The organism is Mesorhizobium oxytropidicola, from assembly GCF_056174625.1.
Window position 1 is genome coordinate 252,871 of record NZ_JBWBWK010000003.1, and the last position, 22,564, is coordinate 275,434.

Genomic DNA, 22,564 nt, shown 5'->3' on the forward strand with positions numbered 1-22,564 from the left:
ATCGTGGGCCTCCGCATCGCCAGCCAGGATAAGCCACATCAGTGCAATATGCCTTTGCGACTGCCCCATGGAATTAACCCCTCACATTTTTGCATATAGCATATTAGTAATCGCTAAAGGAACTGGCAGAATGCTGGCAGGCACCAGATCATGACCGGTCGCGATGCCATTTGATGTTGCTCTTGATGTTGCAGCCGGCGGATGAGCCGATTGCGCTTACCGCGATCACCAGATCGGATGAGTTTCTGCCATAAGCAATTTCCAAACCCCGCGTCCGCCAAGGCACCGACAAAGATCCAAGCATAAGGCGCCGGCGAACGTTGCTAATTCTTCGATGTCGAGCCATCGCCGCGTTTTGACCTGACAAGGGACGAAATCCTCTTGTCCAGTTCATCCAAAGTCGCCATCAGACGATTCACTTGGGACAACGTGTTCGTCATCTCCGGACCGTACCGGGTGACTACATACTCCCGTGCGGATGTCATCTGCTCGAGATGCTGCTGCGTGCGCTTGCGCAGAACCAGACCGGACTTCTTCGCACGTTCCACCCGCTTGGAAAGGTCGTGCTGGAAGCCACGTATTTCGGCGGCATGAACGCCGGCTTCCCGAAGAAAAACGTTTAAATAGAGTTCAATGGCATGAACAGCGACAAGCCGGCACGGCGCTAAGGATAGCCCATTCAGTTTACGGGCGAGGAGACTGTGCGCAGCCTCACGATATTCATTTGCCAGCCGAATGATCTGCGCTGTGTCGGCGCCTTCGCCTGGGTAAGCCCCTTCGCCCATCTACTGCCCCCACGGTATGCTCTAGTGGCGAGCATTGCCCAACTGCTGCTGTTCCGCAAGGTGAATGGTTCCGTTCGTACCCGCACAAGCTGTGCTTGACGCCGAGGCCGACGAGCGATCATCATCTCGCGAGTCTATAGGGCGCGCGGCAATGCTTATGTTGGTTGCTGACAGGTGGCCAATCTATGAAAGTCGATGGATCCTACATCGATCGACGAGGTATTCCACAAGCGCAATTCCTCCTACCGTTGCTTAGAGTGCGATCCGGCGAGGTGCTATTTCCCGAAGCAGAGCTCGTCGTCGCCGCTACCGACTACGCCTTCTGGCAGAAGGTCAGCACGCCGTTGATATGGTCGGGATGCATGAGTGATCAGCAAAGTATCGACCTGGTCCGGAGGGACGGCCGGCAGCCCGCATAGCCGCATCCTCGTCAATGCCTATCACGCTAATCTAGGCAACCCTGTGCTCATCGACGCCGGTATGTCGGACAGCAGGGCCGGCGCTGGGCCGTCCCCCGGCGTGCTCCGGGCTTGTTGAGGCTAGCCGCTCTTGTTCGCGAAGGGTAGTCGCGGCAATGTACCCTAGCTTCCAGGCGAACACGTCGCTGTCGACCTTGGTGCATTGGCAGAGACCCCGAAGCGGTGCGCAGCGCGATTGTCGAGACGGCGACAAGCGGTGCATTCCCCGACTTGCCGCGCACCACCTCATTGCATGAAAAAATCGCACGGCTTGTCCGCCTACAGCGGGGAGAACCAAGAAGCGCCGAAAACCGTGAGGACGACGTCACTGCGATGAGGTCGGGCAGACAAAGCCGTCCGACCAAATGGAAGAAGACGAGCGCGAGGTGCCCCAGTGGACGAGGTACTGACTTTCGGTCTCGCGTTGCCTGAAAGAATCAGGCGGCCTTGTGTACCTTCAAAGTCTTCTCAAAGGCATCCTTGATCGGCTTGGACACGTCCTCCGTGGCTCTCAACATCAATGCCTGGAGGGCCTTGGCCTGCTCGGCGGACTTCTCGATCTGTTTGCGCAGGAATGCGGTCTGCAGTTCGAAAAACTCGGACGGCGACTTCACGGCAACCAGTGCTTCGAGGTGCGTGAAGCCGGCTTCGGCATTGGCTTGCAAAGCGGCAATCGTCTTCAGGAGCATCTCGTTGCTGGTGGTCTTGGCCATTTCAAAGGTGGAGTCGAAAGCCCTTTGAGCCGTTTCGGCGTCCGAACTCAATTTGGAAAATGCCTCCTTCGACCGCTCAATGCCCTGTTCGGCGACAGCACGGATTTGCTCGACAGACTTGGAGGGGTCGAAGGCAGAGGAGCCGGCGTTTTCGATCGTTTCGGTATTTCCGATGATCTTGGACATTGTTCCATCCTTTTCCAGGGGCGGCCTCAAAACAAAGCCGTCTCCTTCATCTACGAAATCGCCGCAACGGATTTATGAAGCTGCCATGAATTTGCGCGAGCGGCTGTGCCTGGCGCTACACAAATACCCCCAAGAACATTCTCGAACGCTGGCCGTGGCTGCGACACGTCTTTGCCGACGGCGGCCATGTCGGACCGAAGCTTAAGGGCGCGATGCAAAAGGCTGGCACGTTCACCCTGGAGATCGTCACGCGGACGGATAAAGCCAAAGGCTTCGGGATCCTGCCGCGCCGCTCGGTCGTTGAGCGCACATTCGCACGGCTGGGGCGTGCCGCAGGCTCGCCAGGGACTGGGAGAAATCCATCGCTTCCATAGAAGCCTGGATGTAAGTCGCTCGCCTTCGCCTGCTCACCGCAGGCTCGCAAGAGCTTGATGGTTCCAGCCCTCGTTTTCGTGAAGCCAAACCTTCCAATTCTAACAATCACATCAACTGAGTTATGATCTGATTATGATAGCCATGGCTCGCATAGTTCGAGAGGCTTGTCGGCATGTCGCAAATTTATGTTCCCAGCTCAGGGCCGGATAGCTGGCAGGCGTTCTTGGCTGATCCCGCCAAGCATTGGCGAATGGGCTATTCGGCTCGAACGCTCGCGCACAGCTGGGAAAAGGCGAAGGGTCTGCCGTCCGAAATCGCCGCCATGTTCGACAAACCAGCTGAACTGTTGGCTGCCTTTCCCGAGCACAAGGTGCCGTTGGCCGGTGGGGGCCGTGACAGCCAAAGCGATGTCTTCGCTTTGATCCGATTTGGCGAAGAGACATGCGCGGCTACCATTGAAGGCAAGGTCAAGGAACCATTCGGGCCAACAGTCGGCGAGTGGTTTGCAGAACCCTCAGTTGGCAAGCGACTTCGCATGCTTCAAATCCGCGATCTGCTGGGTTTAGACGCCGTACCCCCATCGGACGTGCGCTACCAACTGCTGCATCGAACCTCATCAGCATTGTTGGAGGCGAAACGCTTCAAGACGGACGAAGCGGCGATGATCGTACATTCCTTCTCCGTGTCCCGGATGTGGTTCGCTGACTTCGAGCGGTTTGCCAGCCTTTTCGGCGTGTCGGCTCGACCAGACCAACCAATCATCATCGTTTTGAAAAGTGGCCGACGCCTTCGGTTGGGTTGGGCGACCGGAAATCCAGAACATCTCTCACATTGAAGGCTCCATCATCTTGCAAACGAGACTGTACACGTCAAAGCAGATGGGTGACGCCTGCGAGATGGTGGTCGCCGCTGAACTGACCCTTGCCGGAGTGCCGGCTCTCAAAGTTCCTGACAACTGGCCTGGCTATGATGTCATCGCTCAGCCAGTCGGGCATTCCCCGCAAAGGGTGTCTGTAAAATCTCGAACGTTCAAACACGGGCCGTCCTACGTCACCTACGACGACTTCGATCAGTTCGATTGGCTTGCAATCGTTATCCTTCTGCCAGATGTAACAAATGGCAGGGCAATTTACCTGATCCCGAGAGACGTTTCCGACGCCCTCGCGCGCAGGGATAAACCAACCAGCAAGACGGCTGCCGAGCGCTATTTCCGGGTCGATCAAGTTGAGAGTTTGTTTGAAAAATATCGCAACAACTTCGTTCTCAACCCTGTCGGGCGAGACCTTGTGGCAGCGTAGTGCCGTAAGATGAGATACTTTCGACTAACCGGCTCCGCGATTGCGGAGCGGCAAGGAGGGAGTGCCCCGCCGGCGTGGTGATTGTGGCAGCCTTGAGGTGTCGTGCTGCTCTCGGAACGTGAGTACGACTGAGCTCGCCGAGCAGAATCGGCGGCAAATTCCATCGTCCGGGGTTGCGGCGATTTCCGCCCACGGCAGCACTCCAGACGTCAATTGAAGATAGGACAAAGATCCTATCTCTTGAACCTGTCAACAAAACAGACTATGACCATTGGTAGTCATATGGAGACGTCGACATGAGAGAGATTCAGCTGAAGGACGCGAAGGCCACCTTGTCGGCGGTGGTCGACCAGGCCGTTGCCGGGGAGCCTTCCGTGATCACCCGCCACGGCAAGCCGGAGGCCGTGCTCGTGTCTTTCAAAGAATGGGAGAGGGTTTCCAAGGTGCCCAGCTTTGCAGACCTCCTGCTAGCCTTCCCGGGCGACCCCGACGACATTCCGGAACGGAGGCGGAAGCCCGCCCGCGCTTTGCGCAAGGGCTTTTAGCCCGTGTATCTACTGGACACGAATATCGTGTCGGCCGACGCGCCGACGAAAAAGGAAGTCGGCTTGCAGCCGTTCGCCGACTGGCTGCACAAGAACAATAACCATCTGTACATGTCGACGGTCACGGTCGCGGAAATCGAGGCGGGTATTACCCGCGCCGTCAGGATCGGCGCGACGACGAAGGCGGCACGGCTGCGCCGCTGGCTCGCCGCCGTCGAGCAGCTCTATGCTGGCCGCATCCTGCCGTTCGGCATCGAGGAGGCCCGCCACGCCGGCGCGATCATTGACCGGGCGCGGGCGCATGATCCCGGCTTCGAAGACATCGCGATAGCCGCCACGGCGGCAGCGCGAGGCTACACGGTCCTGACGGCAAACGAGCGGCATTTTCAGCCGCTCGGGGTGCCGTGGGCGAACCCGCTCAAGGAACTCCCGGCTTAGTCCACGCGCTCGAAACGAGCGACCGCGAAGCGGGGTGGTCTCGAACCAAGATTGATCGCGGTCGTAGATGTAATCTGCCCCCACTGATCGCGGTGGTTCGCCCGCGCCGAAATTCGCACCGCGAGGATACTTGTTTTCTTGCGGCGCGCGGGTCGTTCCTTCCTCAAGTTGAGGTAGCCGAGATCGCCCGGCGTTGTAACTTGGCTCGTTTCGAACAACCTTCAGGTAACCGTTCAATGGCCAGAAAGCCCCCATAATCCCCTGATGACCGTGCCAGCTCGATGGATATCAATCCATTTCCTGCCAGATACGAGAACGGCCGATATCCGAACCGAGCCTCGCTGTTCTGCGATTTCATCGCGATAGTCGCATGCGGTCAAATATCGTATGTCGCCCAAAACCATCTCGAATCCACATTAATGCGGCTCAAGCAGTGGCGGAGGAGCGGTAGCAGCTGGAACTTGGTTTGAAGGATGGGCCTAAACCCGGTCCGGAAGCGTGGCTGACCAGTGCCTGCTCTCGATCAAAGTCCTTACGACCTTGGGGATCAGCCTGCGGACCGCGGACACGGCTGGAGAGCGCTCATCTTTTGGGTTGACGGCAAGCACAACGGAACGGGTGATCACTGGATCAATGATCTGAACCGTGCGGACTTGGCCTTGAGACGCCTCTTTCTGAATGGCCGACGGGGTAAGGATGGAATACGCCTTTCCTTCCATGACCATATTGATGATCGTGGAAAGGGAGTCGACTTCGAATCTGACGTCCAGCACACAGCCGTGCTGGGCAACGACATCAGCCACCGAACGCCTGGCATTGTTGTTGCGCATGGGAACCGCCAGCGGAAACGCGTGCAGGTCGGCGAGCGCTATTGACCCTTCGAAAGGAGGTTGACCAGGCGGCACTACAAGGCAAAACTCTTCGCGGGCCAGCACCGTCATTTGCCGCACGCTCTCGGCGGTGCGGTACAGCACAGCCAGGTTAAAACGGCCGCCCGCCATCCACTCCTCAAGCGGTCCCGTCATGCCCTCGATCATCTTAAGCGAGATCCTCGGCAATTCGCTCCTTACCGATTCAAGCAGGGGACCACTAAGGACGCGAGCGGCGCCAGACGGAATACCAATGGTCACCTCTCCGGAAGGAGCCGCCACCGAGTTGGTCAGTTCCGCCTCAGTGAGCTGAATTTCCCTAAGGATGCTCCGACCGCGCTCAAGCAATTTTGCACCGGACGCCGTGACACTAACGCCGGTCCTATCGCGAACCAGCAGCTGGGTGCCAAATCCTTCCTCCAGTTGCCGCACATGCAGGCTTAGAGCACTTTGAGCAACGTTGAGGGTCGCAGCTGCCTTCGTGAAACTGCCGGCTTCGACGACGCCGACAAAGTATCTTAACTGCCTGATGTCCACGATGAACAAATCCAAACGGGGCATGATCCCCAGTGCTTTGATCCCAAATCAGGGTTCTGTTCTCCTGCCAAACGACGGCAGATTTTCCAGGCGCACCTGAAGGGCTGAGCCAGCTTTCATCCCCGAAAGTAACCGAACAAGATCCACCTGCCGATGCATACCCGTCTTCTCGAATATCACCTTAAGTTGCCCACGAACGGTATCCATTGCCACCCCCCGAATGCTGGCGATGTCGCGGAGTGTCTTGCCCTTTGAAAGCTCGCGTGCGACGGCTGCCTCAGCGGCCGTCAAATCAAACAGTCCCTCCAAGATTTTTGGGTCTATTGCAGCATCTTCTTCTGCGGAAGTGATGATCAAGAGCAAGTCAGCAATCGCGAAAATATCGCGGCTCGCACCGACGATCGGCAAGGCATGTACGATCATGGCGCCACGCTCGGGGCCGGCCGCGATTGGAAAGGTGCCTCCGCGACAGAGCGATGCTTCAAGCAAATTATGCCAACTCACATCGGCCGCGGATTGCGTGAATGTCAGCCGCGCCCTTCGATCCTGCACGACGTCAGGCAGCAGCCTTTCGAAACCTTGGTTGGAGGCGACAAGGCGTCCGCAATTCAGGGCGGCGGTGGGCAGGCCGATCATGTTAAAGGCTTCGACGGCCCCTCGGACCTGTTCGAAGCGCAGGCGCGCGGTTATCAAGGAAGAGCGGGCCAGATGCGGCCGCAATGCCGTCAAGCGATTGGTTACGTCTGCACCTAGCGGGCCCTCATCGTATTTCCGATGCACGGACAATTTGATGACGTCGCCGGTTGGCGATGTAATCGACGTGCCGGCATGCCAATAGACTCCTTGAGGTCGCATGAACTCCCGGTAGTATCGGCTCTGCTGCATTTCCTCGATGGACATGACCTCAGTATCCAGAAGGAATCTCGGTTCATCAAAGCGCGCTTGCCGCTCCGATGTGAGATATGGGTTACTCGCAACCCAATTCTCGCGAACGTAAACTTCCATCTTTTGAAGACAGGGCTCGTTCGCCGTCCAGCCGCTAATCCCCTTCGTGTTCACCGCGAAGAAGGCGGTATCCGTGCAATCACCGACCTTGGCGAGCAGATCCAGGACACCGCGACCCGTCCAAAGGCTTGGCACGACTGCCGCCTCGTAGATACGATCGATCAAGTCGCCATCCATGACCAACAATTCCCTAAAATGTGTCCCAAGCCGGCCGAGTTGTTTTCTTCACTGTGCGCTCACGCTTGAAGCGATCAACGCCGGCCGATCGTCAGCCCCCCTAGCAGAGCTACAAGCTCCGCCTGCCTATGCGTCTCGGTCTTGGCGAAAACGGCCTTGAGTTGGGTGCGGGCAGTCTCATATGAAATTCCCAACTGGTCAGCGGCAATCGTAATTTGTGTTCCTGAGCAAATCTTGCCAGCCAACTTCGCCTCGGCCAAGGTTAAGCCGAAACAGTCTTGCAAAACGGATGCGGGTGGCGCGCGACGACTGGCCTGATCCACAAGCACAATCATCGCCTGACAAGGCGCTAGGGGATTATACGAAACGGTCGCAAGACGCAGCAAATAAGCAAGTAGCGGGCGCTTGCCGATCCGAGGCAGCAGGACGGGCGTCGTGGAATCCGCCGGAACCGCCATCCAAAGTATTTCACGCAGCCTCCGTCTCAAGGCGTCCGTCGCGTTCTTGTCAAACGATACCAGTTGGCGATGGGTAATCTGAATATCGTGTCCAAGTAACTGGTCCGCCGGACGATTCGTCCGCAGCACACCACCCTCCCGGTCTAGCATTACTGCTGCTGTTCCGCTCACATCGAAGGCTTCGAGCGCGGCTTCCGCCCGAGCAAAGCCTAGCGCTCTTGCCACCGCTACCATTGAGCCTAGTCGCTTGGAAAAACCTGCCAGTTGTCGGAGTTCATCGTCAGAAAAAGGACCCTGTTCTCCAGATCGCTGGATCGACATGCACCATAGGTCGCCATCGGCGGCGGCCTTGACGCCAGCGAACCACCTGAGATCAAAAGGCGCCAGAAATTCTTGATAGTATGGATGCTTGTTCATTTCCTCGACTGTCAGCAGGTCAAGGTCTGTCGCAACCCCCCGACGCTCTATCAGGGGTACGATGCGATACCGCTCGTCGTGGTGGATCCAGCCGTCGCGGACATAGGCCTCGAACGAGGGCTGCATCGAAGCGCTGCGCGGGATGCCCGGCAAGCGTCCCTTGGTGTCGAAGAGGACAGCGCCGGCGCTGCCTGTCAGCTCGGTAACCGCCTCCATTGCAGCGTTCCATTGGGTAGGGTCAACTGCTGCTTTTGCGAAGGAAGCACCAATTGCGTCAAAATCAAACGCTGCGCCCACACTGGTTCCCTCTCAGATAACCCAAATGGGTCATGCACGGCCCAATACTAGCTGCTTATAGTCCTCATTGGCACTTCTGCCCACGATCAAAAATGGTCAAAACTGTGCGCAGCCAAGCCGCGATGAACAAAGGAAAAATGAAATGCGAGTTCTGCTCTCATGTACAGGCTTTGCTCTGTTGCTTTTAGTGGCAGGTAGCACTCTGGCTACGGCCGTTTCTCCCGCTCGCGCTTGCTCATGCGAACAGGGGAATGGTTGTCAAAAGGACGACGGAGGAGGCACCTGCGCGGCACGCTGAGAATGGGCATCTCAATCGCGCTGTGTTTCTCAATGAACCCCCTGGGGGTACTGTGCAACAATTGATTCGACAGATTTTGGCGATCGCGGCGGCAACAGCGCTAGCTCTGGCACTTCTGGCTGAGACAGGCTGTGTGTCACTCCCAGAAGATCAGGCTGCCTACAACGCCTGTACACCAAGCCACAATAATATCTTTCTGAGAAAGCCTGGACACAAGGCAATCGTTTCCGGAGTGTCAGGTAGCTCATCAAGATGTTACTGGAACTGGTCCCAGCCCAGTACTGACACGGCCATTGCCAGGGCAATGGCGGATTGTCACAAGTCGTATGGCCGATGCTTTCTCTACGCATCAGACCGAGGCTGGAACAACTGGGTTGCGCGGATATCAAACAATGGTGGCGTCACCAACGAGGCGCGCAACATCCAAGCGGACAACGACGCCGCCGCCAATGCAATTCTAGGCGGCTTGGCTGCAGGTCTTGCAGCGGGGAATGGCGGATATACACCACCGGCTCAAAGGCGATCCACGGGGGGCAGCAGCGGCGGCAACTGCGGGGGCAATGTCGCCGCTGATCCCGTAACGTGCAAACCGCTTCACTAACCTTCATGCAAGCACGGCTAGTGGAAGTGGATGATTGCGGCCAGGACGGAGCGGAGGCAGCAACTCTCCGCAAGCGCCCCTAGCCGAAACGAGGAGATGAGGGAACGTGAAGAAGCGTGATTCAGTCAGCATCGCCCCGAGGTTCGGTTTTCTCTACCGGATCGGCCGGTGTCCCAGATGCATGCGGGAGTCCCTCCTGTTTGCGGCTGCCAGCCTGTCGCTATGGGCGGCTAGCCTCGCGATCGCGGCCGTCTATGGCGATGCATTCCGCAATCTGAGCGTGGCCCGCCACCTGCTGGCGGCGCTGTCGGCGGTGGCGGTTCTCCTTTGGCTGTTGCATGTCGGCGTCTACGCCATCCGTAGCGCCTACGGCCACGCGTCCACCACACCATCCCTGGTCGAGCCTGCGGAGGGGGCCAACTCCAATCAGTTCGTCCGCTCCGCACGGCGCCACGCGTTGCGGGCGCTGGTCAAGGCCTTCATCGGTGCGGCCGCCGCCACCGTTCTGCCGTCGATTGCGCTGGCGTCCGGTGAATGCCCCGGGCGGCTGAATTGCGGCTGGTCCTCCTGCACGCCGCCCGATTCCACAGCCTACTGCTGTCCGAAGGGCTATCCGATACTCAGCCTCTGCGACTGCCGCTGCTACTCCAGCGTCCAGGGCATGCGGTGCAACCAAACCGGATCATGCTTCGACGAGAATTTCTGAGTTCGAATCTTGTCACGTCACAAATCTAAACGTCGAGAAACATCAACCGCCAGGTAGCATTGTCGGCAACGTCAGGCGGACAAACTCAGACGCTGCCGTCCACTGTGTCGTGGGTCGCGGTGTTCGGCGGCCGACGACGGCAAGCGTTAAGACCTCAGTTCTGGCGTTTTGCGCCACTGTCGGTGCCCCGGCTGCTGAAATATTCCCCGGGCTGCTCAAAGAGAACGCAGCGTCTTTGCGCAGGGGTGAACCCGAACGCCACGCATTGTTCCAGCTTCCAGCATTCATTTCCGCAGGCGTCCCGGTTCGGAGATGCCAAGACACGGAAGCCGTTTCCGGAAAAGGCCTTGTTGTTGAAGTATTCCATCTGCATTGGCGCGCCCGACGAGCTTGGTGTGCCGAGGTTTGAAATGGTTCCGCTTGTGGCGCGGGCGTTCATCAGGAGCTGGCCAGTTTCCCCCTTCAGGAAGCACTTTCTGTTCCAAGCGTCGTAAGTGTAGGCTCGACACGAGGGTCCCGCGTTTCGGCAAAACGCCTCGCACTGGTCGACATCCTGTGCCGCCATGGAGGCGGTCGAACTGCCAGTGAGGTCCCTGTTGCGGAATCGCGTGAAACTGGCCGACGGTGGGGGTACGGCAACCACCTGCTCCGGCGCGGGCGCCGCAGGCGGATTGGTCGGCGGCCGGTATCCAGCGATTAGGCCGCGGGTGCCGGCGGTGTGCGCCTGGCTGTCTCCTGCGCCCACGACGGCCGAGAAGAGCCTGCAAATGTCGCCGGATGACGAATGGTCGAAGCCGACGCAGCCTGATCGCGTGGAGCAGAGCTTCCTGCAGGACTCCGACGGGACTTTGACCGTCGCGCTGACGGGTCCGTTCAAGACAGTCTGAGGATAGTCGAAGAGGACCTCGACCGATTGAGCATTCGCCGGACGACTTCCAGAGCACTGGAGGGCAGTGGCCACAGAAGCGACGGCAAAAAGAAGTCGGGCTCGCCGAGCTTTCATTGGCAAAGGCCCATTTATGGTGAGCATAAGAACCTCATTCTAAGAATCGGAAGTCCCCTCGTGACGAGAATGATTGCCTTTGGCATGCAATCCGAGGCGTGACCGGCTTCCCACTGATCGGGGGTCAGGGGTTTTCATTGACTCTGGACCTACCCTGCGGACATTTCTGGGATGCCGGGATCTGAAAGAAACCTTGGCTACCGCCGCATGAATGGAACTTGATTTTCGGAGTGAGCGTGTCGGGGGCGACCGAATCTGCCGTTGACTGTGCGCCAGGTGGCCGCCGCTTCGCCTCTTTCTTCGGCTTCTCACCGACGAGTGGCGTGCCGGAGCGCGGCCGTTGCCGCTTCTTCGGCTCAATGTGCGGCTTCTTGACCTGAGCCTCCAAAGCTCGCTTGGCATGATCGTGTATCTTCGCCGCTGGTGGCGCAGGTGGACTGATCGGCGGGCGATACCCTTCGACAGGGCTTCGGGTACCAGCCGTGCGCAACGAACTTTCCTCAGCACCATCCACAGCCGAGAAAAGCCTGCAAATATGGTCGGAAGAGGAGTAATCGAATCCCGCGCAGCCTGAGCGATCGGAGCAGACCTTCCTGCAGGGCTCCAGTTGAATGTTGATCTTCGCGCTGGCGGTACCTTTCAAGCTGGTGTGCGGATATTTGAAGAGCACCTCGGTTGATTGAGCGCGACCTGGCCGGACTCCGGTCCAAAAGGTAGCGGCAGCAAATGCGATGCCGAAAAGAAGCCAGATTTGCGGAGTGTTGATTTGTAGCATTCAAGTTGCCTTTAATGGCGACTGGCCAGGAGAGCCCCGACCAGAGCTGTTAGTTAGTACTGCGCAAAACAGGGCTTTCCATCGCCATTCGTATATTGGTCGAGCTATGCGGACACGCGATTTTTCATCGTTGGTGCCAATGTCGCGAGCTCGCATCCCCAGGTAGACTGCGATCAGAAACAGGCTAATTGCGGCCCACCAGTGGGCGAAACTTGCATCTGCCATGTGGAGCTGTACCCAATTAACAAGGTCTTGGTCACGGATGAACAGGAAGAGGCCCGGAATGTAGATTGGAGCGCTATGTTGAAGCGGGAAAAGAGCCACCGTAACGACGAGAACGCCGAAAAGCCTTTCGAATTTCCATTTCATGGCGGCCTCTCCTTTAAACTTAAGCACCTCATTCGTACGGGTCGGGTGCCTGGCACGTCATGTACTTCGCGCTCGACCAGCCGCCCGGAACGGCTGCCCATGGATGCCCTCTCGGATCCCACGAGAACTGGGTCACCTTGATGGACCGGGAATTCTGGAGGACTTCTCCCGTCAGCTCCCCAAAGGGTCGGTTTCTGATGTTGAGCGGCGTGCCGCTTGGGTCCGTGATCCAGCACACCAGGGATGGATCGCGAAGTTCCTGTGGCTGAGTCGTGGAGACCGTCACTCTGGGATTGAGCTGGCGTAGCGCGACCGTTGCGTTCAATGCAGCGTCGGCGTCGCAGAACCGAAGCCTCTGTCGGCTCTTGCTGGCTTCGGCGGTCCAAGGTTGCCCGCCGCAAAAGCCGCGACAGTCGGTCGACAGGCTGGTCGACGAGAGGGACCGGATGCAACTGTCACCGTTGGCGCATTGAAGAGTGACTAGGTTTCGGTCAATCTCGACCGTCCCGAGCTTCGACAAATCTACCTGAAACGTTGTCTCCAACGACAGCGTAGTGATGACGTTCGCATCGGTGTTTCGGACAGTCTGAATCCGACGATCGATGAAAACGGCTTCGCTGTCGGTCTTCCTCCAGCCGCGGTCGAAAAGCACGTTCCACGATAGGTGCAGCTTATTGGAGTTTTCGCTTGCAGGCAGGCATGCCCAAGAACGGCTAAGCATCTCGGCTGCGGCGTCGTTCACGGGCGGATTGATTGGCGGGCGATACCCCGTAAGGCGACTGCGAGTGCCTGCCGTATGCGATTGGCTCTCCGTCGCGCCGACGATGGTCGCGAAAATCCTGCACATGCCATCATCTGGCGAATGGTCGAAACCAACGCACCCCGAACGTGACGAGCAGAGTTCCTTGCATTGGCCGAGCGGTACACTGATCTTGGCGCTGATGACCCCGTCGAGTGCAGTCTGGGGATAGTCGAAGAACTGCCCGTCCGACTGCGCTTTCGCCGGCGGAGCTCCGGACGCAAGGGCGATGGCTATAGCGACCGCCACGCCTGGAAGGCGTCCCGCGACCGCGTGAAGAGATGCAAATGCCGGCATGAATCTTGCTTTCCCCACCGGTTGGCTCACAGCCTGAAACAGCGCTACCGTTGCCGCACGAACGTCGCGTCCTCGGAAACGACCGACCCCAGCTTCCTTTTCAGGCGCATGACGTTTTCATAGGATTTCGTGATGCGTTCGAGCATTTCGGGATTCCGCCGCGCCTCTTCGGAAAGGAGCGTGGCGACCTTTTCCGGGATCGCAGGATCAGGGTGTTTGTCGTTGGCGAATATGAGGATGTCGTTCCCCGCGAAAACCGCTCTGAGCACTGAGTCCTCGAAGCTGACGTTGTCGGTGATGGCCTGCATCTGCATGTCATCGCTGATGATCACGCCCTTGAAATGCATGTTGTCCCGCAGAAGCCCGGTCAGCGTCGCCCGGGACAGCGAAGAGGGGATATCGTACGAAAAGGACAGCTTCTCGTTTATGACGTGCGCGGCCATGACCATGTCGACGTCCCCCGACGCGATCAGACCCTTGTAGGGAAGAAGCTCCTTCTCGCTCCATGTCTTGGTGACGTCAGCCATTCCCTTGTGGCTGTCCTTGGTGCTAGAGCCGTGTCCAGGGAAGTGTTTCAGGGCCGTCAGCACTCCCTTTGTCCGATGCGCTTCGATAAAGGCCCTGGCGTACGCTTCAACCTTCTGCGGATCGGCGGAAAAGCTCCTGCCAAGCTTGCCGATGATGGGATTCGCCGGGTTGACGTTGAGGTCGACGACGGGAGCCAGATTGAGGTTGAATCCCAAGCTGGAGAGATCAGACGCGAGGTTCTGGTAAACCACGACGGCCGCGTCGGGACTCATGGTCTTTGCGACTGTCGCCTCGCTGGGCACCTCCTTGAACCCGACCTCGCCCGTAAGCCTCTGGATGCGGCCACCCTCCTGGTCGATGGCGACAAGCAGGCGGGTCGTGGCGTATTGCTGCAGGCCTTTGTTCAGTTGCCGCACTGCCTCAAGGCTCGAGATCTGCGCCCCAGATAGATGACGCCAGTTATTTCACCTGCCTCTGCCTGTTTGACGACCCGCTTGTATCCATCATCGTCCGGACTGTCGCCGACGAAGCCGACCAGCACCATCTGCCCGATCATCTGCCGCAGCCTGCCATCTTCGACGGCGCGGTACAGGTTGGCCTTCCGCAGGTGGGCTTCCGGCGCCGGGTCAGCGCGCAGCGGTGCGGAAATGCCAAGGAGCGTGCAAGCGACAGCAATGAAGGTTGCGATCCATCGCGACATGGTTCAATTCCTTGGGCTTACAGGACGGACGAAGTCGGGCATGACTGTCCGGCTGTTTTTCCGCGCCGAGGTCATGCCCTTTCTGCGCACTGGATAGAGGTTCGAGCCGTAGACCAGATAGCATCGGTTCGGCCGCGCGATGGTCCATGTGAAGCCTCCGCAGCGGCCGTCCGAGTCACATTGCTGCATGCATTCCTGGTACGAGACTGCGGATGACTGCGTGCCATCTCCGATGAAACCGCTTGTCGTGAAAAGTTCCCATCCAACGGTCAGGCTTGGGGGAGGGGCCGCGGGCGTGGCCTTGAAGTAGAGGCCGGATCTCCCCAGCGAGTAGGACTGCACGAACTCGAAGCCCGATTTCAGGAAGCAACGGTTGGCTTCGAGGTTGTAGGTGAATGCCCGGCAGGAGTTCTGGCTGTCACATATCGCCCGACAATTTTCCGCATCGCGCGCTGCCATGCCTTTCGGAACGAGGTCGCCACCCCAGAGGTCGACGCCGCTGTAGGACGCGTAGTACCAGGACTCGGCGTTGGCGGGATCGTGATAACCCGGAATGCGTTGGCGAGTGCCAGCCGTCGAGAGCGTATCTGCCTGCGCCGAATTTATTCCGGCGAACAAGTGGCAGATATTGGTTGCCGAGGAATGGTCGAAGCCTGCGCAGCCTGAACGCGCCTGACAGATTTTCCGGCAGTCATCCAGGGGCCGGCGGAACTCTGCGCTGGGAGAGCCGCTCAGCGCGGTACCGGGATAGTCCAAAAAATCTGACTGCCCTTGGGCCGACACCCTTGGCGCAATTCCAGAACCAGTTAGCGACAGGAAGAGCAGCGCGAAAGCGATCCCTGCTGCGCGCGCGCGGCCCCGACGACTTTGTTGCATCCCCTCAGCTTCCCCAATTGCCCAAACCACTACCGATATGCATCGCGCTCGGTCAGGGATTGATCGACCCCTCGCAGTAGGTGGTGCGAAGGAAGCTTTCGTACGCCGCGGCATGGCTCGAACTGCTGTCGGTTGCATCCTGGCAAAGCGAGGCGAGGAGCTTGTTGGCTTCCGAATTGCCCTCCAGGGCAAGTTCGAAATAAGACCTGCCTGCCTTGTTGGCATCTGCGGCGTCTACGCGGTCCTGCGCGAACGTCCTCGGGTCGTACCAGCGCGCGATTTCGAGCTTGGCGTCCTGGCTGCCTCTCTGCATCGCAAGGTTGATCGCTTGCATGCCGACATCGCGGTTGCCGCGATCGAAGGCCACTTTGCTCAAGGCGAAGAGCTCATGGCCATCCGAGTCTGTCGTCTTGAGCTTTTCCAACCTGGCCGCGAGCGGAGGGTTAGTTGGATCGCGGTAGTTCGAAAGCAAGCTTCGTGTTTCCGCGGTCGATCCCGTATCGGAACGACCTCCACCTACGCTGGCGAACAGGCGGCATTCGTTTTTCGGAGAATGGTCGAAGGCCATGCAGCCTGTGCGTCCCTCGCAGAGTTTTCGGCATTGTTCCAGTGACAGGGAAACCTGTGCGCTGGTGATGCCGTTCAGGAGCGTGTCAGGGTAGTTGAACAGTTCTTCCGCGGGAGCGTTCTGCGCAGTCGTTGGCGCGGACGCTCCCAGTAGCAATATCGCGGCCATGGTCGCGACGGGCATGCCGAAGGACATCGTTCGCAAGACAAGGCACTTCGCCAATCCGTTCTTCCACATGCCTCTATCCTCCGATGGCTTCGTAGGCGGCGGGTTGCCGCGCCATGCCGTTTCTGGTTGTCATTCCAAAGTTCCCTCGCAATAGGTGTTCGTCAGGAACCCGTTGAAGGTTGGGTCTTGAGGGGAGCTCGCGCTCTTCGCGCAAAGGGAGCGAAGCAGGTTCGCTGCCTCCGCCTTACCCTCGATCACCAGCTCGAAGTAGAACCTTGCGGCCTTGTTTGCGTCCGGACGGTCTGCCTTGGCCGGATCGAAGGAGTTCGGATCGTACCAGCGCGCGATTTCGAGCTTGGCGTCCTGGTCGCCCCGTTCCATCGCAAGATTGATGGACTGCAAGCCAATCCCTCCGTCGCCTTCGCGGTATGCGTCGCCGCTTAGCGTGAACAGTTGAGCTCCGGTGGTATCCGTCCGTTTCAACCTCTCGAAACGCGCCTGTAGGCTCTCTGGCTTGGGCATCAGCTTATACGCTTCGTAGCCTCCCGCGGCCGCCACGAGCAGTGCCAGGGGGATCAGAAGGTATAGGTATCGCCACCTGCTCTTCGACGGCAGGACAGGTGCCGGGTCAGGCACCTTGATTATCGGAGGAGGCAATGGCGGGTCCGGCACCAGATCGATGATGCGTTCAGGCAAAGCAGGGAGGGCCGTCGGAGGAGCGGTCAGCTCCTGTGACCACCCACCAGGTTGTGGCGTAACCGGGGGCCAGAACGCATTGCCCCAAACGTTCTGGCCGTCGACTTCGATCTTCACCTGTTGGTCGACCGGAATTCGATCGCAGACTTCAGGCCCCACGGACAACGTGGTCGAACCCGCGGTTCGGTTTGCGACCTCCGCCGCCACGGTAGCCGGGCGCGCCTGCCATCCGCCATCGCCGAGGTACGGTGTGTCCGCGGACTTGCGCGTGATCGAAAGGCGCAAGCGCTGGGTACTCCCCAGTTCTTGCGGAAACACGATCAGGGCATGCCCGAACAGGCGTGACTCATCCTCTGTTACTTTCAGCGGAACCTGCGTCATCGAGCCGTCTCTGTGGACTCGGCAGAAGACAGCGACGACGAATTGAGAGTCTCCAGGATCGCTCTCAGCCGTTCGTTCTCGTCGACGTTCACTGTGATGCCCTCGCCCGAGAGGACATTGTCGGTCACGAGCTGGTTAAAGGCGTACATCCATTCCGAGAGCGCCAGGTAGGAGAAGTTCCGCCGTTCCTTGCCAAGTCCGTCGCAGTTCGAGACGTTTGGTCGGCGGGCGAATACCCTGATCTCGCCGTCTTCGGTGCCGTCCGGGGCCATTGGCCGCTTCTCCTCGGGCAAGGCCTCGAAGCCAAGCGTGCTGACGAAACGGTTGATGCGGCTCGTCGCGAGGAAACCTGCCCTCTCGAGCAGGATGTCAGGCCTCTCGACCGAACTTCCAGAGAGCTTGGCGAGATCGTCGGCTATCTGCTCCTCGACCCCGGTGCGGCGGGCCGCCGCGACAAGCTCGGCGATCAGCTCTCCTGCCAGTTTGTGGGTAAGGCCAACGGCCTGAAGCGCGCCGTCATTCCTTGATAGCGCCAGAAGCCCATCCAGCCAGTGGCGCATCGCCGAGCGGGCGAGGTAGGCTTCGCGGGGCAGCGCCTTTTGCGAGACCGACGGCCCGGAAGGCGCCGCGGCGGCGACCGTCTTCTTCTTGTTCCCTGGCAGGGGAGGGGCGCCCGGCCGCAGTGGCGGAGTGACGCGCTTCTTCACGACGGTATCGGCTCGGCCATCCGAGCCGTCGTCGGGGGCGTTCTGGCGCTTGATGCGGTTGCCGTACTCGATGTGGAGGTGCTCGGAAATCCCGTTCTGAGAAATCTGGAGCATCTTCATCGCCACGCCGAACTGCTCCCGCTCCCATGTCTCGGTGAGACACGCAAGAATCTGGTCCGATACTTCCCGGCGCTCGGCGATACGCTTGTTGATGTCGCTCTCGACGAAATAGGGAGCGAGCACGCGACGTATTTCGTGGGCGATGTTCCCGAGGCGGCCCCGTATCTGCCCATACTTAATCTCGGGACGGCAGATCGCCGCGAGGTTTTCCGCCAGATATCGTTTCGGCGAGGAAAGCCCGGTCGCAGCCTCGGTGCCTTCCGATTCACCGCGCAGGCGCGATGCCTCCGGGCCGATGCGGAGCAGGCTTGGCCAGAAGAACGCCCGGGGACGGCCAGATCGCCTGGCGATGCCCTGGGGTTATGCCTGCTGTCGGGATGCATGGCTTGTCAGCCGTGGTTACCGTCACGCCGTTTGACGACAGAAAGCGGATTGCGTCGCGAGCGCTGAGAGAGAAGTTCAGCTTCTGGGCGTTCTCTCCGTCGAGGATTATGAAGGTGTTCACCCCGACCGCCCGGCCGCAAGCGTCCGAAAGCGGGCCTCCGCTGTTGCCGCGCGAAATGTTCGCGGAATGGGTAATGACCTTCGTGGCGCCGTCCTGGGGCATGGCCATCACGTTGCCTTGCGTGACCACCATCTCGAGATTGCCTATGCCGCTGGTGTCGCCATTGATGATGTCCCGGTACGTCTTGTCCATGGACATCACGAAGCCAGGAAATCCGCCTGCAATTACGCTGTCGAGCCTTCCGATTCCGGTCGAAAGCTGCAGGGCCGTCACGCCGCTGGGCGCGTCGTCCACGCGCAGGAGGGCGAAGTCCGGGTCTCCAGTCGCGCTTGCGGCGGCTTTCGCGACGACATGCGCGGGAACCGCGCGCCCAAGCGCCTTGCTGGCGACGAACACTGTTTCGCCTGCGCCTTCGACGACATGGTTGTTGGTGAGAATCTCTCTCTTGCCTACGAAGAAGCCACTTCCGGTGCTGAGCGTGTTCCCCGTGAGAGGCGCGAGCACCAGGACGGTGGCCGAGTCGAGGGAGGCTAGAAGGGCTTGTGGTGAACCGGGCGGGGCAGGCGGCCCGACGGCCGCCTCGGGCTGTTGGGGGTCCAGTATCTGGGGACCCAGAACTGAGGCGTCCGCATTGCATGCCGCCTTTGCGAGTTCCGCTTTGATTTTGCCGATCCGCGCCTCGAGGCTTCGGTTGACCTCCGCGTTGTCCACCAGGGAAGGCGGCTGCGACGGCTGAAGCGCCTTCGGATAAAGGAGGTTTCCCGGCCATGCCGCGTAGATCAGGCAAGCCGCGAATACGAGCGATATCGCCATGACCCGACTTGAACAGTTGGAGGTGAACGGATGGCGAACACTGTCCGTTAAGCTATTGAATTCACTTGCCTTGGATTTCCGGCACGAAAATGTGTGGTAACAACATTTGTGCTGTTGTCCCTGTTTTGTATGGATTTTACGGCATTTATTCGCTAACAACGCTGGCATGTTTGTCGTTGAGAGAGTCGCGCGCGGCCACCGCTATCTCTACCTCGTGGAAAGTGTCCGCGACGGCAAAACCGTTCGCCAGCGCACGATAAAGGCGCTGGGCCGCAAGGATGCGCTGGTTGCCAGCGGCGAACTTGACAGATTGGCGGCCTCGATTGCGCGCCATGGCGAACGCAGCCTCATCCTGTCCGACATTGACGCGGGGCGAATTGCCTCTCGCCGCATCGGCGGTCCGCTGTTGTTCGGGCGGCTGTGGGAGCGGCTCGGGATCGGCGAGGTGCTGGAAGAGGTGCTGGAAGGGCGCCAGTTCGGCTTTGCGGTGGAACGGGCGGTGTTCGTTGGCACGCTGCATCGGCTGTTCGTCTCGGGCTCGGACCGCGACTGCGCGAACTGGATGGCCGATTATGGTATCGAGGGCGCCGAGGGTCTGGCGCTCCATCACTTTTACCGGGCAATGGCGTGGCTGGGCGAGGAACTCGGCGAAAAGGCGCAAGGCGCGCTGGTGGCGCGCTGCGTGAAAGACGCGATCGAGGAAAAGCTCTTCGCGCGCCGGCAGGACCTGTTCACCGACCTCAGCCTTGTGTTCATGGACACCACCTCGTTGTCCTTCCATGGCGCGGGCGGCGAGACGCTGGGCAAGCGCGGGCATTCCAAGGACTTCCGCCCCGATCTGGCGCAAATGATCCTGGCGCTGGTCGTTGATGCCGAGGGCCGGCCGATCTGCACCGAGATGGTACCCGGCAACACCGCTGACGTGACCGTCCTGTTGCCGGTGGTCGATCGGCTGCGAACGCGCTTCGGCGTCACACGCGCCTGCGTTGTCGCCGATCGCGGCATGATCAGCGCCGATACCATCGCCGCGCTCGAAAAGCTGGGCATGGAATACATTCGGGGGGCCCGCGAACGCTCGAGCAGCGTGATCCACAACGTCGTGCTCAATGACGCGGCACCGATGGTTCCGCTCGTTCTCGAGCGCCAGCGCGGTGAAACTCAGTTGTGGGTCAAAGAGGTCAAGGTCGGTAAAGACCGCTACATTGTCAGCCGCAATGACGCCGAGGCCGAGAAGGACAAGGCCGACCGCCAGGCGATCATCGCCGGCCTCGAGGCACAGCTCAAGAAGGGCGACAAGGCACTGGTCGGCAACTCGGCCTACCGGCGTTACCTCAAGGCCAGCGGCAAGAACTTCAAGATCGATGTCGGCAAGCTTGCCGAGGAAGCCCGCTACGACGGCATCACCGTGGTGCGGACCAACGCGAAGGTGACCCCGCTCCAGGCCGTGCTGCGGTATCGCGATTTGCTCGAGGTCGAGAGCCTGTTCCGCGCCGCCAAGGCAACCTTCAATACCCGGCCGATCTTCCACCAATCCGATGCCGCCATCCGCGGGCATGTGTTTTGCTCGTTCCTGGGGCTCGTACTCAGCAAGGAACTGTACCGCCTCTGCCGGGCCAAAGGCCTGACGCCCGAATGGCAGCCGCTTCTACGCGATCTCGACCGCCTCCAGGAAGCCACCATCGAAAAGGATGGTCGCATCGTCACCACCAGAACCCACGTTACGGGCCAAGTGGGCAACGTCTTCAAGGCAGCTGGCATCGCTCTGCCACACAACCTCGACGAACAACTCGCCTGAGATCATCCCCAAAATGTAGTGGTAACACGCGCCGGCGCGCGCCTAACGTGCTGATATAATAACATATTCTTACAGGCGGTGTTGAAGTGGGGCATGACAGGCCAAAGCGAGATTCGCCTGGGTTTTGTCGGGACCATTGGCTGAGGCCCCTGCGGGGACGAGCTTGCAGGTTTGGGCGACTCGGCGCGCGGCGGGGGAGACAGTTTTGCCGAGCCTGGACCACCTCCGCCTACAGTCCATGCCTGGCCAGGCACTCGCGGCGATATTCCGGACGGAAGGTAGGAGCCTATAGTCCTTTCGCCGTGCCGGACGAATGCAGCGGGGGAGGCGCGGGCTTCCTCCGGCAGCATTCCCCAGTTCGTGAGGACAGCGTTTTCCCCGACCGCCACGATCGAGCTTTCGTCGGTGACGTTGAGCATCGCGGCGACGGTCTCGCCGATCTCCCGGTCGGCCAGCGCTGGTCGAAGGGCCTCAATCCGTGCCGTCAACGCCGACACGACCCGCGCCCGCATCCCACGGTCCAGCGCTTCCAGCTGCTTCGCATCGTCGTCGAACGCGCTGAACCACGCAACGACCAGGCGGCCACCGTCCTGCTCCTTGACGTTCGGCTCGGCGAACAGACGCGAGGCGCCGTCCCCGCACAGTTCGTCTATGCGGCCGAATGTCGTTTCACAGTCATGCCACAACGACCTCCCAGCAACGGCCAATACGTCAACGGCACGTGCCTGCGTGGTGCGAACGAAGTGGACGTTGCCCCGTCCAGCCATCAGGTCTTCCCCTACCGCACGTGTTGCCTTTTAACGATGCGCGGCATCCCCGGCGGCATCCTTCGACCGAAACAAACTTTGTGTCAACAAGCGCTTAATGGATTTGGCCGCCATGCTTAACCTGATGAGGCTGAAGTCATATTTGCTTTGCGATTAACTCGCTTGGCGAGGGTCTTACAAGCCTCACGTTGCTGCATACCCCATTTGGGTTATCGCGCGGCGAAAGTTGATGAAATATGGTGGCCGTGTGGCTGTCGCTGCCTCAGGCCAGACAGTTGCCGTGGCCTCGCAATGATGGGTTCAGTCAGATAAGTCTCGTGGCGGGATTGCCATGACTCTTCCAGCCTGCTCATTTCCGTCAGTTCCGGCTGGGACTGTTTGAAATTTGATAGAGCCGACGGCCGTTTTGGTTTTCAGGATGGCTCGCTACCGAGGGGGACATATGTTTGCTCATCCGGCTCGCCGTAGAGTCGTTTTCCTCGCGGCCGCAGCGTCCAGTGCATTCCTGGCGTGCGGAGTTTTACCTACGACCGG

Annotated in this window: 23 protein-coding genes and 2 pseudogenes; 8 read left to right on the forward strand and 17 right to left on the reverse strand. The window is 59.6% G+C overall.

Annotated features, from left to right (window positions below; genetic code table 11):
• Positions 1-323: 323 nt before the first annotated feature.
• Complete coding sequence (locus tag AC0V8S_RS40660) at positions 324-785, reverse strand: hypothetical protein (protein WP_475439223.1); 462 nt, start codon at positions 783-785, stop codon at positions 324-326.
• 895 nt (positions 786-1,680) lie between these two features.
• Positions 1,681-2,142 carry a phasin gene (locus AC0V8S_RS40665; protein WP_475439224.1) on the reverse strand — a complete coding sequence of 154 codons (462 nt, stop codon included), beginning with the start codon at positions 2,140-2,142 and terminating at the stop codon, positions 1,681-1,683.
• Positions 2,143-2,273: 131 nt separating this feature from the next.
• Between AC0V8S_RS40665 and AC0V8S_RS40670 the strand changes: the two are divergent.
• The 5 genes and pseudogenes from AC0V8S_RS40670 to AC0V8S_RS40690 all read left to right on the forward strand — a co-directional run.
• Positions 2,274-2,530 (forward strand): annotated as a pseudogene (locus tag AC0V8S_RS40670) (transposase); the annotation flags it as partial.
• Between the two features lie 159 nt (positions 2,531-2,689).
• Positions 2,690-3,352: a DUF6946 family protein gene (locus AC0V8S_RS40675; protein WP_475439225.1), complete on the forward strand. Its 663-nt coding sequence runs from the start codon at positions 2,690-2,692 to the stop codon at positions 3,350-3,352.
• Between the two features lie 13 nt (positions 3,353-3,365).
• On the forward strand, positions 3,366-3,815 hold the full coding sequence (locus AC0V8S_RS40680) for a hypothetical protein (protein ID WP_475439226.1): 450 nt from the start codon (positions 3,366-3,368) through the stop codon (positions 3,813-3,815).
• Positions 3,816-4,111: 296 nt separating this feature from the next.
• A complete protein-coding gene (locus tag AC0V8S_RS40685) occupies positions 4,112-4,360 on the forward strand; it encodes a type II toxin-antitoxin system Phd/YefM family antitoxin (protein ID WP_475439227.1) in 249 nt (82 codons plus the stop codon).
• 3 nt (positions 4,361-4,363) lie between these two features.
• Positions 4,364-4,798, forward strand: coding sequence for a PIN domain-containing protein (locus AC0V8S_RS40690; protein ID WP_027038690.1), 435 nt, complete (start codon positions 4,364-4,366; stop codon positions 4,796-4,798).
• Positions 4,799-5,277: 479 nt separating this feature from the next.
• Here AC0V8S_RS40690 and AC0V8S_RS40695 read toward each other — a convergent pair whose 3' ends face one another.
• The 3 genes from AC0V8S_RS40695 to AC0V8S_RS40705 form a co-directional block, all read right to left on the reverse strand.
• Positions 5,278-6,204, reverse strand: a complete 927-nt coding sequence (locus AC0V8S_RS40695) for a LysR family transcriptional regulator (RefSeq protein WP_475439228.1) — start codon at positions 6,202-6,204, stop codon at positions 5,278-5,280.
• 48 nt (positions 6,205-6,252) lie between these two features.
• On the reverse strand, positions 6,253-7,374 hold the full coding sequence (locus AC0V8S_RS40700) for a helix-turn-helix transcriptional regulator (RefSeq protein ID WP_475439229.1): 1,122 nt from the start codon (positions 7,372-7,374) through the stop codon (positions 6,253-6,255).
• Positions 7,375-7,460: 86 nt separating this feature from the next.
• Positions 7,461-8,558, reverse strand: coding sequence for a helix-turn-helix transcriptional regulator (locus tag AC0V8S_RS40705; RefSeq protein WP_475439230.1), 1,098 nt, complete (start codon positions 8,556-8,558; stop codon positions 7,461-7,463).
• Between the two features lie 1,005 nt (positions 8,559-9,563).
• Here AC0V8S_RS40705 and AC0V8S_RS40710 point away from each other — a divergent pair.
• Positions 9,564-10,163: a hypothetical protein gene (locus AC0V8S_RS40710; RefSeq protein ID WP_475439231.1), complete on the forward strand. Its 600-nt coding sequence runs from the start codon at positions 9,564-9,566 to the stop codon at positions 10,161-10,163.
• 154 nt (positions 10,164-10,317) lie between these two features.
• Here the strand turns inward: AC0V8S_RS40710 and AC0V8S_RS40715 are convergent, their stop codons facing one another.
• From AC0V8S_RS40715 to AC0V8S_RS40770, 12 genes and pseudogenes are all read right to left on the reverse strand, one after another.
• Positions 10,318-10,602: a PAN domain-containing protein gene (locus tag AC0V8S_RS40715; protein ID WP_475439512.1), complete on the reverse strand. Its 285-nt coding sequence runs from the start codon at positions 10,600-10,602 to the stop codon at positions 10,318-10,320.
• Positions 10,603-10,653: 51 nt separating this feature from the next.
• Positions 10,654-11,193, reverse strand: a pseudogene (locus tag AC0V8S_RS40720) (PAN domain-containing protein); the annotation flags it as partial.
• 97 nt (positions 11,194-11,290) lie between these two features.
• Positions 11,291-11,941 (reverse strand): PAN domain-containing protein, encoded by a 651-nt coding sequence (locus AC0V8S_RS40725; protein WP_475439232.1) that lies wholly within the window; start codon positions 11,939-11,941, stop codon positions 11,291-11,293.
• A complete protein-coding gene (locus AC0V8S_RS40730) occupies positions 11,942-12,310 on the reverse strand; it encodes a hypothetical protein (protein WP_475439233.1) in 369 nt (122 codons plus the stop codon).
• 28 nt (positions 12,311-12,338) lie between these two features.
• A complete protein-coding gene (locus tag AC0V8S_RS40735; RefSeq protein ID WP_475439234.1) occupies positions 12,339-13,406 on the reverse strand; it encodes a PAN domain-containing protein in 1,068 nt (355 codons plus the stop codon).
• Between the two features lie 44 nt (positions 13,407-13,450).
• Positions 13,451-14,350: a glycoside hydrolase family 3 protein gene (locus tag AC0V8S_RS40740; protein ID WP_475439235.1), complete on the reverse strand. Its 900-nt coding sequence runs from the start codon at positions 14,348-14,350 to the stop codon at positions 13,451-13,453.
• Positions 14,338-14,634, reverse strand: coding sequence for a hypothetical protein (locus tag AC0V8S_RS40745; protein WP_475439236.1), 297 nt, complete (start codon positions 14,632-14,634; stop codon positions 14,338-14,340). Before AC0V8S_RS40745 ends, AC0V8S_RS40740 begins: the two co-directional genes overlap by 13 nt.
• Positions 14,635-14,637: 3 nt before the next feature.
• Positions 14,638-15,510 (reverse strand): PAN domain-containing protein, encoded by an 873-nt coding sequence (locus AC0V8S_RS40750; protein ID WP_475439237.1) that lies wholly within the window; start codon positions 15,508-15,510, stop codon positions 14,638-14,640.
• A 52-nt stretch (positions 15,511-15,562) separates the two neighbouring features.
• Positions 15,563-16,315, reverse strand: coding sequence for a PAN domain-containing protein (locus AC0V8S_RS40755; RefSeq protein WP_475439238.1), 753 nt, complete (start codon positions 16,313-16,315; stop codon positions 15,563-15,565).
• 60 nt (positions 16,316-16,375) lie between these two features.
• The gene (locus AC0V8S_RS40760; protein ID WP_475439239.1) at positions 16,376-17,323 is read right to left on the reverse strand and encodes a hypothetical protein; all 948 of its coding nucleotides are present in this window, start codon (positions 17,321-17,323) and stop codon (positions 16,376-16,378) included.
• A complete protein-coding gene (locus AC0V8S_RS40765) occupies positions 17,320-18,501 on the reverse strand; it encodes a virulence factor SrfB (protein ID WP_475439513.1) in 1,182 nt (393 codons plus the stop codon). The genes AC0V8S_RS40760 and AC0V8S_RS40765 overlap by 4 nt, the downstream gene beginning before the upstream one ends.
• Entirely contained in the window at positions 18,416-19,468 is a 1,053-nt protein-coding gene (locus AC0V8S_RS40770; protein ID WP_475439240.1) for a S1C family serine protease, read from the reverse strand. Before AC0V8S_RS40770 ends, AC0V8S_RS40765 begins: the two co-directional genes overlap by 86 nt.
• Positions 19,469-19,634: 166 nt before the next feature.
• On the opposite strand from AC0V8S_RS40770, the gene AC0V8S_RS40775 reads away from it, so the two are divergent.
• Both AC0V8S_RS40775 and AC0V8S_RS40780 read left to right on the forward strand, forming a co-directional pair.
• Positions 19,635-21,263 carry an IS1634 family transposase gene (locus tag AC0V8S_RS40775; protein ID WP_475439241.1) on the forward strand — a complete coding sequence of 543 codons (1,629 nt, stop codon included), beginning with the start codon at positions 19,635-19,637 and terminating at the stop codon, positions 21,261-21,263.
• Positions 21,264-21,565: 302 nt separating this feature from the next.
• The gene (locus AC0V8S_RS40780) at positions 21,566-22,150 is read left to right on the forward strand and encodes a hypothetical protein (protein WP_475439242.1); all 585 of its coding nucleotides are present in this window, start codon (positions 21,566-21,568) and stop codon (positions 22,148-22,150) included.
• Positions 22,151-22,564: the final 414 nt, after the last annotated feature.

Coding starts and splice junctions, on each gene's coding strand:
- AC0V8S_RS40770 (WP_475439240.1), bottom strand. CDS start 19,468: ATGGCGATATCGCTCGTATTCGCGGCTTGCCTGATCTACGCGGCATGG.
- AC0V8S_RS40715 (WP_475439512.1), bottom strand. CDS start 10,602: ATGAACGCCCGCGCCACAAGCGGAACCATTTCAAACCTCGGCACACCA.
- AC0V8S_RS40660 (WP_475439223.1), bottom strand. CDS start 785: ATGGGCGAAGGGGCTTACCCAGGCGAAGGCGCCGACACAGCGCAGATC.
- AC0V8S_RS40750 (WP_475439237.1), bottom strand. CDS start 15,510: ATGCAACAAAGTCGTCGGGGCCGCGCGCGCGCAGCAGGGATCGCTTTC.
- AC0V8S_RS40725 (WP_475439232.1), bottom strand. CDS start 11,941: ATGCTACAAATCAACACTCCGCAAATCTGGCTTCTTTTCGGCATCGCA.
- AC0V8S_RS40685 (WP_475439227.1), top strand. CDS start 4,112: ATGAGAGAGATTCAGCTGAAGGACGCGAAGGCCACCTTGTCGGCGGTG.
- AC0V8S_RS40665 (WP_475439224.1), bottom strand. CDS start 2,142: ATGTCCAAGATCATCGGAAATACCGAAACGATCGAAAACGCCGGCTCC.
- AC0V8S_RS40730 (WP_475439233.1), bottom strand. CDS start 12,310: ATGAAATGGAAATTCGAAAGGCTTTTCGGCGTTCTCGTCGTTACGGTG.
- AC0V8S_RS40775 (WP_475439241.1), top strand. CDS start 19,635: ATGTTTGTCGTTGAGAGAGTCGCGCGCGGCCACCGCTATCTCTACCTC.
- AC0V8S_RS40675 (WP_475439225.1), top strand. CDS start 2,690: ATGTCGCAAATTTATGTTCCCAGCTCAGGGCCGGATAGCTGGCAGGCG.
- AC0V8S_RS40745 (WP_475439236.1), bottom strand. CDS start 14,634: ATGTCGCGATGGATCGCAACCTTCATTGCTGTCGCTTGCACGCTCCTT.
- AC0V8S_RS40735 (WP_475439234.1), bottom strand. CDS start 13,406: ATGCCGGCATTTGCATCTCTTCACGCGGTCGCGGGACGCCTTCCAGGC.
- AC0V8S_RS40755 (WP_475439238.1), bottom strand. CDS start 16,315: ATGTGGAAGAACGGATTGGCGAAGTGCCTTGTCTTGCGAACGATGTCC.
- AC0V8S_RS40760 (WP_475439239.1), bottom strand. CDS start 17,323: ATGACGCAGGTTCCGCTGAAAGTAACAGAGGATGAGTCACGCCTGTTC.